At 51.3% G+C, this 11,765-nt stretch carries 22 protein-coding genes; all 22 read left to right on the top strand.

From position 1 onward, the window contains the following. Positions 1 to 655: 655 nt before the first annotated feature. Genes rpl3p through MSMTP_RS13435 form a run of 22 tightly spaced genes read left to right on the top strand, consistent with a single transcriptional unit; the run spans position 656 to position 11,761 of the window. Positions 656 to 1,669, top strand: coding sequence for a 50S ribosomal protein L3 (gene rpl3p, locus MSMTP_RS13540; protein ID WP_048180421.1), 1,014 nt, complete (start codon positions 656 to 658; stop codon positions 1,667 to 1,669). Between the two features lie 6 nt (positions 1,670 to 1,675). Further along, positions 1,676 to 2,437, top strand: coding sequence for a 50S ribosomal protein L4 (rpl4p, locus tag MSMTP_RS13535; protein ID WP_048180418.1), 762 nt, complete (start codon positions 1,676 to 1,678; stop codon positions 2,435 to 2,437). Next, positions 2,434 to 2,682 carry a 50S ribosomal protein L23 gene (locus MSMTP_RS13530; RefSeq protein ID WP_048180416.1) on the top strand — a complete coding sequence of 83 codons (249 nt, stop codon included), beginning with the start codon at positions 2,434 to 2,436 and terminating at the stop codon, positions 2,680 to 2,682. Before rpl4p ends, MSMTP_RS13530 begins: the two co-directional genes overlap by 4 nt. A 10-nt stretch (positions 2,683 to 2,692) precedes the next feature. Next, positions 2,693 to 3,409 (top strand): 50S ribosomal protein L2, encoded by a 717-nt coding sequence (locus MSMTP_RS13525; RefSeq protein ID WP_048180412.1) that lies wholly within the window; start codon positions 2,693 to 2,695, stop codon positions 3,407 to 3,409. Between the two features lie 16 nt (positions 3,410 to 3,425). Continuing rightward, positions 3,426 to 3,836 carry a 30S ribosomal protein S19 gene (locus MSMTP_RS13520; RefSeq protein ID WP_048180409.1) on the top strand — a complete coding sequence of 137 codons (411 nt, stop codon included), beginning with the start codon at positions 3,426 to 3,428 and terminating at the stop codon, positions 3,834 to 3,836. Positions 3,837 to 3,847: 11 nt separating this feature from the next. Continuing rightward, positions 3,848 to 4,303, top strand: a complete 456-nt coding sequence (locus tag MSMTP_RS13515) for a 50S ribosomal protein L22 (RefSeq protein WP_048180407.1) — start codon at positions 3,848 to 3,850, stop codon at positions 4,301 to 4,303. After that, positions 4,304 to 5,257 carry a 30S ribosomal protein S3 gene (locus tag MSMTP_RS13510; protein WP_048180405.1) on the top strand — a complete coding sequence of 318 codons (954 nt, stop codon included), beginning with the start codon at positions 4,304 to 4,306 and terminating at the stop codon, positions 5,255 to 5,257. Then, complete coding sequence (gene rpmC, locus MSMTP_RS13505) at positions 5,257 to 5,460, top strand: 50S ribosomal protein L29 (RefSeq protein WP_048180402.1); 204 nt, start codon at positions 5,257 to 5,259, stop codon at positions 5,458 to 5,460. Before MSMTP_RS13510 ends, rpmC begins: the two co-directional genes overlap by 1 nt. Next, positions 5,450 to 5,782, top strand: coding sequence for a ribonuclease P protein component 1 (gene rnp1, locus MSMTP_RS13500; protein ID WP_048180399.1), 333 nt, complete (start codon positions 5,450 to 5,452; stop codon positions 5,780 to 5,782). The genes rpmC and rnp1 overlap by 11 nt, the downstream gene beginning before the upstream one ends. A 4-nt stretch (positions 5,783 to 5,786) precedes the next feature. After that, positions 5,787 to 6,116, top strand: coding sequence for a 30S ribosomal protein S17 (locus MSMTP_RS13495; RefSeq protein WP_048180397.1), 330 nt, complete (start codon positions 5,787 to 5,789; stop codon positions 6,114 to 6,116). After that, positions 6,113 to 6,511 (top strand): 50S ribosomal protein L14, encoded by a 399-nt coding sequence (rpl14p, locus tag MSMTP_RS13490; RefSeq protein WP_048180395.1) that lies wholly within the window; start codon positions 6,113 to 6,115, stop codon positions 6,509 to 6,511. Before MSMTP_RS13495 ends, rpl14p begins: the two co-directional genes overlap by 4 nt. Before the next feature lie 10 nt (positions 6,512 to 6,521). Then, positions 6,522 to 6,872 carry a 50S ribosomal protein L24 gene (rplX, locus tag MSMTP_RS13485; RefSeq protein WP_048180392.1) on the top strand — a complete coding sequence of 117 codons (351 nt, stop codon included), beginning with the start codon at positions 6,522 to 6,524 and terminating at the stop codon, positions 6,870 to 6,872. Between the two features lie 13 nt (positions 6,873 to 6,885). Next, the gene (locus tag MSMTP_RS13480) at positions 6,886 to 7,593 is read left to right on the top strand and encodes a 30S ribosomal protein S4e (RefSeq protein WP_048180390.1); all 708 of its coding nucleotides are present in this window, start codon (positions 6,886 to 6,888) and stop codon (positions 7,591 to 7,593) included. 4 nt (positions 7,594 to 7,597) lie between these two features. Beyond that, positions 7,598 to 8,095 (top strand): 50S ribosomal protein L5, encoded by a 498-nt coding sequence (locus tag MSMTP_RS13475; protein WP_048180388.1) that lies wholly within the window; start codon positions 7,598 to 7,600, stop codon positions 8,093 to 8,095. A gap of 1 nt (position 8,096) precedes the next feature. Further along, positions 8,097 to 8,249, top strand: coding sequence for a 30S ribosomal protein S14 (locus tag MSMTP_RS13470; protein ID WP_048180385.1), 153 nt, complete (start codon positions 8,097 to 8,099; stop codon positions 8,247 to 8,249). An 11-nt stretch (positions 8,250 to 8,260) separates the two neighbouring features. Further along, positions 8,261 to 8,653 carry a 30S ribosomal protein S8 gene (locus MSMTP_RS13465; RefSeq protein ID WP_048180382.1) on the top strand — a complete coding sequence of 131 codons (393 nt, stop codon included), beginning with the start codon at positions 8,261 to 8,263 and terminating at the stop codon, positions 8,651 to 8,653. 18 nt (positions 8,654 to 8,671) lie between these two features. Beyond that, positions 8,672 to 9,202, top strand: a complete 531-nt coding sequence (locus MSMTP_RS13460) for a 50S ribosomal protein L6 (protein ID WP_048180379.1) — start codon at positions 8,672 to 8,674, stop codon at positions 9,200 to 9,202. An 11-nt stretch (positions 9,203 to 9,213) separates the two neighbouring features. Beyond that, on the top strand, positions 9,214 to 9,654 hold the full coding sequence (locus MSMTP_RS13455; RefSeq protein WP_048180376.1) for a 50S ribosomal protein L32e: 441 nt from the start codon (positions 9,214 to 9,216) through the stop codon (positions 9,652 to 9,654). A 2-nt stretch (positions 9,655 to 9,656) separates the two neighbouring features. After that, the gene (locus MSMTP_RS13450) at positions 9,657 to 10,115 is read left to right on the top strand and encodes a 50S ribosomal protein L19e (protein WP_048180374.1); all 459 of its coding nucleotides are present in this window, start codon (positions 9,657 to 9,659) and stop codon (positions 10,113 to 10,115) included. A 19-nt stretch (positions 10,116 to 10,134) separates the two neighbouring features. Beyond that, a complete protein-coding gene (locus MSMTP_RS13445; protein ID WP_048180371.1) occupies positions 10,135 to 10,659 on the top strand; it encodes a 50S ribosomal protein L18 in 525 nt (174 codons plus the stop codon). Between the two features lie 9 nt (positions 10,660 to 10,668). Next, positions 10,669 to 11,298 (top strand): 30S ribosomal protein S5, encoded by a 630-nt coding sequence (locus MSMTP_RS13440; protein WP_048180368.1) that lies wholly within the window; start codon positions 10,669 to 10,671, stop codon positions 11,296 to 11,298. A 1-nt stretch (position 11,299) separates the two neighbouring features. Further along, entirely contained in the window at positions 11,300 to 11,761 is a 462-nt protein-coding gene (locus MSMTP_RS13435) for a 50S ribosomal protein L30 (RefSeq protein WP_048180365.1), read from the top strand. Positions 11,762 to 11,765: the final 4 nt, after the last annotated feature.

Here is an 11,765-nt window from a genome sequence, read left to right as displayed (position 1 = left end):
TTTCCTTATCTATTCTTTTTCTGCAAAGGTTTTATATACAATATGTGATATCTAAGGGCAAAGTACATCCGACATGTGATGTTTCAGGCACTTCGGGTGCTTGAAATCAGTGTTTAACTGATCAATGTGATGCTTTAACACTTACATCCCGGATACGTCCGGGGGATACGAGTCACCTGCTGTTGATTGTGGTGGGTGCTCGGCAGTGAAGATTATCCAGTGAGAAACGTCGGATCAACATGAGTGTCAAAGGGCCAATGCTTTGAAACGCCCGCTTTTGGCGCCTTAATGGCGCCCAAAATCGCACGAAAATGTTTATGTTTTCGGTGAGTCGCGTTTAGTAGAGACTGAAATGTTTCAATTCAGGGCTCAAATCACCTGGATTTGGGTTTGTCAGGGAATTATATACAGTTCTCCCATCAATGCTGCCTTCTGAAGTAGCTGGCAGGAGGGAAATTGGAACTATCAGATGCCTGAAGGGATAAGGTGCCAAAGGGCGTATAGCTCTGGCCTGCTCGAGGCTTTCTGGCCAGGCAGGTCTGGAAAATAATCCTCTGACAGCGTTCGGAAATAATCCGGGACTTATGATTTTGTCACTCAGGTTGTGCCGACCGGAGGGACTGGTATTTCTATTAAAACATAACGGAGTAGAAATATGGCAAATGTACACCGACCAAATCGAGGTTCTCTCGCATTCAGCCCACGTAAAAGGGCCAAGAGCCACATCCCAAGGTTCAGGTCATGGCCGGAAGCCACAGGTGAACCAAGGCTGCAGGGCTTTGCCGGCTACAAGGTGGGTATGACCCACGTTATCATGGTTGATGACGTAAAGAACAGTTTGACTGAAGGCATGGAGATCTCCGTTCCGGTCACTGTTGTCGAAACTCCTGCAATCAGGGTAGCCGCCATCAGGGCTTACGGGAATGATAGCTTTGGTGAAATCGCAATTGCAGAAGCCTGGGCTGCGGAACTTGACCCTGAACTTGAAAGGCGGATGCCAATGCCTGATACGGGAAACACCGATGATTCCCTCGAAAAAATCAACACGCTGATTGAAGAAGGCAAGGTTTCCGACATCAGGGCCATCACCTACACTCTTCCAAAGAGCCTGACCGGTGTCCCTAAAAAGAAGCCGGACGTCATGGAAACGGGAATCACCGCAAAGGACCTTCCCACCAAGTTCGAGTTCGGAAAGTCCATTCTGGGCACTCTTGTAAGCGTTACCGACGTGTTCCGGAACGGGACCATCATTGATACGGCTGCGATTACAACAGGAAAGGGAACTCAGGGCCCAGTAAAGCGCTGGGGTATCCAGCTGCAGAAAAACAAGCACTCCCGTCAGGGCAGTCTCCGGCAAGTCGGGACCCTCGGACCTTTCAATCCGTCCCGTGTCTCCTGGCGTGTGCCGCAGATGGGTCAAATGGGTTACCACCAGAGGACCGAGTTCAACAAGCGCATCCTGAAGATCGGGGCCGACGGCGAGGAAGTAACTCCTGAAGGCGGTTTCATTAACTACGGGCTGGTCCGTGGGGACTATGTGCTTATCAAGGGCAGCGTGCCCGGGCCTTCCAAGAGGCTGATCAGGTTAAGAGACCCGGTCAGGGCAAAGAAAACCGTCCTCGGTGAACCTCAGATTCTCCACATTAGCAGGGAGTCCAAGCAGGGGTGATGTAATATGGCTACAGCAAAAACCATAGATCTTTCAGGTAACGTTGTCAGGGAAGTTGAACTCCCTGCCGTGTTCGATGTGGACTACCGTCCTGACCTGATCAAGAAGGCAGTGCTCGCAGCACAGGCAAACAGGCTTCAACCCTACGGTCCCCGTCTCTACTCAGGTATGGACACTTCTGCAAGGTCCTGGGGGTCCGGACGAGGCGTCGCGCAGATCCCGAGGCTTACCAACGGCAGCAGGGCTGCAAGAGTCCCGCAGGCAAAGGGCGGAAGAAGGGCACACCCACCAAAACCCGAAGCCGACAGGACCGAGAAGGTCAACACCAAGGAACGCCGCTATGCAATCCGCTCTGCAATCGCAGCAACCCGGGACCCGACCCTTGTGAGCCTGAGAGGCCACATTTACGAGGCCGAACTTCCGATCGTTGCGGACAGCGCTCTTGAAAGCCTTGAAAAGACAAAGCAGGTTATAGATTTCCTTGAAGCTGCAGGCGTCTACGGAGATGTTCTCAGGGCAAAGAACGGAAGACACATCCGGGCAGGCCGCGGGAAGCTCAGAGGCAGGAAATACAAGCACAAAAAGAGTCTCCTGATCGTAGCAGGGGAAAATGCTCCTATCCTCAAGGCAGCAAGAAACCTCTCGGGAGTGGACACCGTCACAGTGGATGCACTGAACGCTGAAATGCTCGCACCCGGTACGCATGCAGGGCGCCTTACGATCTGGACTGAATCCGCAATTCAAAAACTGGAGGGCGCATTCCAATGAATTCCGTCAAATATCCTTTTGTCACAGAAAAAGCGATGATGCTGCTGGACGATAACAAGCTCCAGTTTATCGTGGACACAAGGTCAAACAAGTACCAGATCAGAGAGGAAGTTGAAAAGCTGTACGGGTTCAAAGTAAATTCCGTGCGGACCATGACCACCATGAAGGGTATGAAAAAAGCAATCCTGACCTTTGAGGGGACCGAAGCGGCCCACGAGATTGCTACCCGAATAGGACTTATTTGAGGTGTGATGTATGGGTAAACGGCTTATATCACAGAACAGGGGTAGAGGCACTCCGACCTACAGAGCTCCTTCTCATAAATTCAAAGCAGAGCTGAGGCACCCCCGCGTGGATGAAAACACCATCCTCGGAGGGGAAGTAATCGGGATCGAACACGACCCTGCCCGTTCCGCTCCCATCGCAAAAGTAGCCTTTGAAAACGGGGAAGAACTCTTCCTTCTGGCTTCAGAAGGCATTTCCGTCGGGACAAAGGTTCTCTGCGGAGACGACGTCGAGATCAAACCCGGTAACATTGTTTCCATCGGAAACGTGCCGGAAGGTTTCCTCGTCTGCAACATTGAATCCAAACCTAATGACGGAGGCAAGTTCGTCCGTTCCTCCGGAGTGTACGCAACGGTTGTAACCCACGAAGAAACCAGAACAGCTGTGTCACTGCCCTCCGGAAACATCAAGTGGCTGAACCCCAAGTGCCGGGCAACTATCGGAATTGTTGCCGGCGGCGGCAGGGTGGACAGGCCCTGGCTCAAGGCAGGGAAAAAGTACCACAAGATGAAGACAAGAGCTGCAAAATATCCCAGGGTATCTGGAGTTGCCATGAACCCGGTTGACCACCCATATGGTGGGGGTAACCGTAAGCATCCGACTAGACCGACCACTGTGAGCAGAAACGCCCCGCCTGGACAAAAGGTCGGGTTGATTGCAGCAAGAAGGACCGGAAAGAAGCGCTGAACAAGGGGTATTCATTATGGCAAGAAAAGCAGCATCAAGGTTACCGAAAAGAAAGGGTGAGTACACTTATCGCGGCAAGACCATTGCAGAACTTCAGAAGCTGAGCATTGAAGAGTTTGCAGAGCTTCTGCCCTCCAGGGAACGCCGGAGCATTAAGCGCGGGTTTACCGACGGGCAGAAGAAGGTCTTGCACGAGTTCAAGAAAGGAAAGAATGTCAAGACTCACTACAGGAACATGATCATCTTCCCGGAAATGATCGGAACGACGGTCGAAATCTACAACGGAAAAACATTCGTAAGTGTGGAGTTCCAGCCTGAAATGGTCGGACACCGCTTCGGAGAGTTCGCACCCACCCGGCCAAGGGTTTCCCACGGCAGTGCAGGTGTCGGTGCAACCCGTTCAAGCAGGTTTGTTCCGCTGAAGTGAGGTGAAAGGGAATGGCAAAAATTAATTATTCAGTCGAGATGGACCCTGAAAAGACCTCCAAGGCAATGGGCTCCGAACTTCACATTTCTCCTAAGAAATCCCGAGAAATCTGTTGCAAGATCAAGGGCATGAAAACCGTTGAGGCAAGAAAGTTCCTCGAGGATGTCATCGCCCTGAAGCAGGCCGTACCCTTCAAAAGGCACCATGATGGAGCCGGACACAGGAAAGGGCCTATGGCAGCAGGCAGGTATCCGGTCAATGCTTCCAAAGAATTCTTAAAGATTCTCAAGAACGCAGAGAGCAACGCCGAATACAAAGGTCTTGAACCCAGTCAGATGTACATTGCCCACACGGTCGTGCAGCGCGGCAGGGTGATCCACGGGATCATTCCGAGAGCCCGGGGCCGGGCCACTCCCAAAAACACAGATACTGTAAATATTGAGATGGTTCTTTCCGAGGTGCGCTAAATGGCAGTTGAGAAAAAGTTCGTCAATGATGGGTATGTTAAGGCCTCCATGGATGAGTATTTTGCTAAACAGCTCAGCAGGGCCGGATACGGTGGCATGGAGCTGAACCGGACTCCCATGGGTACCCAGATCGTTATCTACTCCGAAAAGCCGGGGATGGTAATTGGGAAGGCCGGAAAGGTTATCCGGAAACTTACCCGGGATGTCGGGATCAAGTATAATCTGGAAAACCCGCAGATCGATGCTCAGGAAGTCAAAAGGCCGGAACTGAATGCCCAGATGATGGCATCCCGGCTTGCATCTTCCATTGAGAGAGGTTGGTATTTCCGCAAAGCCGGACACAACACCATCAGGGCTATTATGGGCGCTGGAGCCCTCGGCTGCGAAATCGTGATCTCCGGTAAGCTCACAGGTTCAAGGTCAAGAGTCGAAAAGTTCGTTAACGGCTACGTTAAACACTCCGGAAAACCTGCCGAAGAGCTGGTGGACGAAGGCTTTGCCGTGGCAGTCAAGAAACTCGGGACCCTGGGTTGCAAGGTCCGGATCATCCATCCGGATGTTGTGCTTCCTGACTCTTACAGGGTCAAAGAATCAAGCGAAGTCCCTGAGGAAGCTCCTGAAGTGAAAGCGGCTGAAAAAGAAGAAGTGTCTGTGAAAGCCGAAGCAGCTCCCGCAAAAGTCGAAAAGGTTGTTGAAGAAGCAGCTGAAGTTGCAGAACCGGAAGTTGTTGAAGAGGCAACCGAACCCGAAGCAACCAAACCCGAAGCAACCGTAACTGAGGAAGCCAAGCCTGAGATGCCCGCAGAGGGCGAAGAGGGCGAGGAAAGCGAACTCATTTACGTTGAAGGTTCGGACGAGGTTCGCAGGCAGGTCAACGGCGTCTGGCAGCACAAGCATGAAAGCTATGACTACTGGCATCCAATGGCACGTGTGCACAAGGAGGCTAAGGAATAATGGCAATTCTGAGGACCAAAGACATCCGGACCATGACAGTCGAAGAAAGGGCTGACGAGCTGGAAAATCTTAACAATGAACTGGTCAGGGAACGCGCCCTCACCTCTGCCGGCGGAGCCCCGGATAACCCGGGCAGGATCGGGGAAATCAGAAGGACGATTGCCCGGATAAAGACTATCCAGCATGAGTTAAATGATATCTGATGTGGAAATACTGCCTTCTACTCTTCCTTATCACGAATTGATAGGGCTTGAAGTTAAGGTAATTCATTCCACTAATCTAGCAATGATAGGAACCCGGGGACGGGTAATTGACGAAACGAAAAATATGTTTATCGTGGAAGATTCGAAGTCCCGGGAACTGAATATCCCAAAGGCGGATTCGGAATTTATCTTCCGGATCCCTGCCGAGCTCTCAGAAAAAGGCCGCAGATCCGATATATTCGTCAAAATTCAGGGAAACCTGTTGCTCTCACAACCCGAAAATCGGATCAAGAACATTAAGAAGTTACGCAAATGGGGCTAAACTCATGGCAAGAGACATTGGATTAAACATACCGGCGCCATCAGAGGAATGTGACGATTTATACTGTCCCTTCCACGGAACACTCCCGGTTCGAGGCCAGATCCTTGTGGGAACCGTGGTCAGCAGCAAGATGGACAATACGGTAGTTATTGAAAGGCAGCATATGAAAATGGTGCCGAAATACCAGAGATACGAAAAGAGACGCTCGAAGATTCACGCACACAATCCGCCTTGCGTTGGCGCAAAAATTGGTGACATCGTCACTATTGCGGAATGCAGGCCAATCAGCAAGACAAAATCATTTGTGGTCGTCAAAGCGGAGGTCCCCCAATGAGAGGGATTCGCTCAAACATCCCAAGAGCCCTGAATGCCGGGGCCAAGGTTCCCTGTGTAGACAACACCGGGGCCAAGGTTGTTGAGATCATATCCGTTAAGAAATACCGCGGAGTCAAGAACAGGATGCCCTGTGCAGGAATCGGCGACATGTGCGTTGTGTCCGTGAAGAAAGGCACACCCGAAATGAGGAGGCAAATCCTCCTTGCCGTGGTGATTCGCCAGAAGCAGGAGTTCCGTCGGCCTGATGGTCTGCACGTTTCTTTTGAGGACAACGCCATGGTGATCACGGACGAAAGCGGAATCCCGAAAGGGACCGACATCAAGGGTCCGGTTGCCAGGGAAGCAGCTGAAAGGTTCCCGAAAATCGGGACAACCGCATCCATAATTGTCTGAGGTGGTGAGGATGGTTTCAAAACTGCCAAGAAAGCAGAGAAAGTCAAGGTACAATGCCCCTCTCCACAAGAGACATAGTTTTATGGGTGCAAGGCTCAGCGATGAACTTACCAAACAGTATGGCACAAGGAGTGCCGCAGTCGTCACCGGCGACACCGTGAAAGTCATGCGCGGGGATTTCAAAGGAAAGGAAGGAAAAGTCCAGTCCGTATCCCTGAAGGATGGAACGATTTCAGTTGACGGTGTCATTTCCACAAAGGTGGATGGTACCGAAGTCTCAAGGCCGATCTATCCCTCCAACGTACTGATCACGAAGCTGGAAATGGACGATCCGCGGAGAGTATCGAGCATAAAGAAGTGAGGCAGGTGATTTTGTGACACACCAGAAAAGATTATCCATTCCAAAAAGCTGGAAAGTTGGAAAGAAAGCCAACAAGTGGGTTACCGCCACCCGCCCGGGACCCCACAGCAAGGCACGCAGTCTTCCTCTTGGAGTCATTATCCGGGACGTACTTAAGCTTGCGGATAACCGCAAGGAAGGTAAAAGGATTCTTGCTGAAGGCAAGATCCTGGTGGACGGGATCCCCAGAAAGGAACTTAAGTTTCCGGTAGGGCTCTTTGACGTTATTTCAATCCCGCTCATGAACGAGGCATTTAGGGTTCTCCAGGACGAAAAGGGACGCCTCATTCTCCACAAACTGAGCGAGACTACTGTAAACAAGCTGTGCAGAATCGACAACAAGACTACCATCAAGGGTGGTCAGGTGCAGCTTAACCTCAGCGATGGGACCAACATCTTCGGGTCTAATGATTACAGGACCAAGGACTCTCTGATTCTGTCCATTCCTGGCAAGCAGGTCGTAAAACGTCTGGAGTACAAGGTTGGAAACCTGGCAATGGTTGTAGGCGGCCAGCACTCCGGGGAAATCGGAACGATCAAGGATATCCGGGAAGTCAAGAGTTCCAGGCACAACACGGTTACAATTTCCGGAGATACGGACTTTGACACCATTGAAGATTATGTTATCGTAATCGGTGAGGACAAGCCGGAGATCCGCCTCGGTGGTGAGATCAGTGACTAATCCCATGCGCACTCCAATGGTCGAGAAGGTTATCGTCCATATGGGCGTAGGAGAAAGCGGGCAGCACCTTGTGGATGCCGAAAACATCCTCAGGAGCATTACCGGTCAGGAAGTCGTGCGGTGTCATGCCAAAAAGACCCTGCCTGCTTTCGGGATCAAGAAAAGTGAGCCCATTGGCTGTAAAGTAACTCTCAGGGACCAGAATGCCCAGGGGTTCCTTGAAACTGCTTTCGAGATCGTTGAGAAGACCCTGAACAGGTACCAGTTCGATTCCCTCGGAAACGTTTCCTTCGGGATTGAGGAACACACCGATTTTCCGGGAATGAGATATGACCCGAACATCGGGGTTTTCGGAATGGACGTGACCGTTGTGCTCAAGCGCCCGGGAGAAAGGATTAACAAGAGAAGAATCGCAAAGCGGAAGATTCCGACATCCCACAGAGTTACTGTGGATGATGCGATTGTTTTCCTGAACGAAAGTTATGGTGTGGAGGTCGTGTAATATGGTACAGACCAAGAAGATTTTCGGAAGAGGTGCAAACGAGTGCAAACGGTGTGGCCGAAAGCAGGGCCTTGTCCGTAAGTACGGGATCTACCTCTGCAGGCACTGTTTCAGGGAGATGGCCCACGACATGGGCTTCGAGAAGTATTCATGAGGTGATGAAACATGGTATTACTTGATCCTCTTGCAAACGCCCTTACCACAATCAAGAATGCGGAAGCCGTTGGAAAGAGCTCCTGCGTTGTCAGGCCTGCTTCCAAGACCATCGGCAATGTGCTGAAGGTTATGCAGGACCTGGGCTACATTGGGGAGTTTGAGTTTGTTGATGACGGAAAGGCCGGGGTCTATGATGTAACCCTTGCCGGGAAAATCAACAAATGCGGTGCAATCAAGCCGCGGTATTCCGTTGGTACTGACAATTTTGAGCGCTGGGAAAAGCAGTTCCTTCCGGCAAAGAACTTCGGGGCGCTCATCGTAACCACCTCAAACGGGGTTATGTCCCAGCACGATGCTCGTGAGAAAAATATCGGCGGGCAGCTTCTGGCTTATGTATACTGATCGGGGAGGGATCTAAAGATGGTAAAGGAAATCGCAAAAAGAATCGCCATTCCCGAGGGAGTTACAATAGCTTGCTCCCAGAATGTCTTTACCACCACGGGCCCTAAGGGGTCCGTTGAAAGAAGACTCTGGTATCCTGGGATTAACATTGAAATCAATGACGGCGAACTTCTCGTGGACGCTGTATCTCCCCGGAGAAAGGAAAGAGCCATGGTAGGAACCTTTTCCTCTCATATTAGAAATATGATTAAAGGTGTAACCGAGGGCTTTGAGTACAGGATGACTATCGTGTACTCTCACTTTCCGATGCAGGTCAAGGTCGAAGGCAGCCAGTTTGTTGTTGGTAACTTCCTTGGAGAGAAGAAGCCCAGGACGTCAAGGGTCCTCGGCGAGACCAAGGTAAAGGTTAGTGGAAACGAAGTAATTGTTTCCGGAATCAGCAAGGAAGATGTCGGGCAGACTGCCGCAAACATCGAGCAGGTTACCAAGATCAAGCGGTTCGATCCCAGGGTTTTCCAGGATGGAATCTACATTGTTGATAAGGCCTGAAGGTGGTTATGATGGCAGAAGAAATCAAAGAAAATGAAGTTACTCCAGTTTCCACCCTGGATATGGACCCTGAATCCAAGCGTTTATTCAATGTTAGGAAGGTCCAGAAAGGGAAGAAACCCCAGTTTAAGAGGACCTGCAGCCACAAGTTCAAGAGGCTTGACTCTAACTGGAGGCGCCCTAGAGGTCTTCAGGGCAAGCAGCGCAGAAAATACCTCGGAAAAGGTGCCGTTGCCCAGGTAGGGTTCGGAAGCCCGACCGCTGTAAAGGGCCTGCACCCTTCCGGGTATGCGGATGTACTGGTTGTTACCGTAGCAGATCTCGAGCTTGTTGATCCCTCTTACGAGGCCATCAGAATTGCAAGTAAGGTCGGCTCGAAAAAGAAAGCCATGATTCTGGCAAAGGCCGAAGAACTCAGTATCAAGGTGCTGAACCCTGGCAGAGGTGAGTGAAGATGTCAAACCTTTCCAACCAGAGAAAACTTGCTTCCAAGGTTCTTGGCTGTGGGCTTGACAGGGTCTGGTTTGATCCTGAAGCTTCCGAAGAGATCGCCTCTGCAATCACAAGGGAAGACCTCCGCGGGCTCATCGAGAAAGGCACGATTAAAGCAAAGCCTATCAGAGGAGTCAGCCGTGGAAGAGCCAGAGTCGTTGATGAAAAGCGCAAATACGGGCACCGCAAAGGGCACGGTTCGCGCAAGGGTAAGAAAGGGGCTCGCAACTCGAGAAAAGAGCAGTGGGTCAAAAAGATTCGGGCTCTTCGGAGAAGACTTAAGGAACTGCGTGATGACGAGTCTCTCGACAAGTCTGTGTATTGCAGGCTCTACAGGAAGGCAAAAGGCGGCGAATACAGGAGTGTTGCCCACCTTGAGTCCCACCTTGAGGCCGAAAAATTGATAATTAAAGAAAATTAAGAAGTCGGAGGGGCTTATAATGGCTACAGGACCAAGATATAAGGTTCCTTTTAGAAGAAGAAGGGAAGGTCGCACCAATTACCACCTGCGTCTCAAACTCCTGCTCTCCGAGCAGGACCGTGTGGTCGTCAGGAAGAGTGCGAGAAACATGCAAATCCAGTTGATAGCTCCAACCCTCGAAGGGGACATGACCCATTCCACAGCTGTTTCAAGTGAACTTGCAAAGTATGGCTATACAGGGCCTACAGGGAACACAACGGCTGCATACCTTACAGGGCTTTTATTCGGGCTTAAGAGCCTGCAGAATGGTTATGAAGGAGGCGTGCTCGACATCGGGCTCCAGGCTTCCTCTGCAGGTTCCAGGGTCTATGCTGCTCTTAAGGGTGTTGTGGATGCCGGGTTCGAAGTCCCCTGCAACTCTGACATTTTCCCGTCCGAGGAAAGGATCCGGGGAGAGCATGTTGCAGCGTACAGGGAAGAGAGCTCAGACCTGCCAGAGCAGTTTGAAGCAACCAAAGAGAAAATCTTTGCTGAGTTTAGTTAAGGTGATTAGATGGCATACGAGGACGAATGGGTTCCTAAAACCAGACTTGGAAAATTAGTTGTCGAAGGACAGGTTGCTTCTATGGAAGAGGCAATCAGGTCCGGACTTCCGATCAGGGAACCCCAGATTATTGATATGCTGCTTCCGAACCTGGAAGACGAGGTGCTCGACATCAACATGGTCCAGAGGATGACTGACTCCGGACGTCGTGTTAAGTTCAGGGCAACCGTCATTGTCGGGAACGGAGACGGATATGTAGGGCTCGGGCAGGCAAAGGATGTGCAGGTAGGACCTGCCATCCGCAAGGCAATAGACGCTGCAAAGCTCAACATTACCTATATCCGCAGAGGTTGCGGGTCCTGGGAATGTGCCTGCGGGCTGCCACACACTGTGCCTTACGAGGTCAGCGGGAAAGCCGGCAGTGTGACCGTTACCCTGATCCCGGCCCCGAGAGGGCTCGGCATCGCTGCAGGGAACACGGCCACCAAGGTGCTGGAAAAGGCCGGAATCAAGGACGTCTGGACCAAGACCTTCGGAACAACCCGGACGACCCTTAACTTCGCAAAGGCTACTTTTGACGCTCTGGCCCAGGTCAACGTTATGAGGCTGCCTGCAAACTACGGTAAGGAGGAAGCCTGAAATGTATGCAATTGTGAGGTTGAGAGGCCCGGTTAATGTCCGTTATACAATCGAGGACACCCTGAAGATGCTTCGTCTTCATAGGGTCAACCACTGTGTGATCGTGCCCGATAACCCTCATTACAAGGGTATGATCCAGAAGGTCAAGGACTACGTTGCATACGGGAAGATCGATGCAGAGATGCTTGCTGGAATCCTTGAGAACCGCGGAAGACTCGAGGGCGGAGCCCGCCTGACCGAGGAATACGTGAAGGAAAACACCGAGTATGATTCCATTGAAGCCTTTGCCGGAGCAGTAATCGAAGGAAAGGCCAGCCTTAATGATATCCCCAATTTGAAGCCTGTTTTCAGGCTGCACCCGCCCAGAAAAGGGCACATGGGTATCAAAAGGTCTGTGCAGCAGGGTGGCGCTCTCGGAAATCACGGGGAAGATATCACCGTGCTCCTGCACAAGATGAGATAAGGTG

This window comes from Methanosarcina sp. MTP4, from assembly GCF_000970045.1.
Lineage (GTDB): Archaea > Halobacteriota > Methanosarcinia > Methanosarcinales > Methanosarcinaceae > MTP4.
This window is presented reverse-complemented; position numbering and strand designations above follow the sequence as displayed.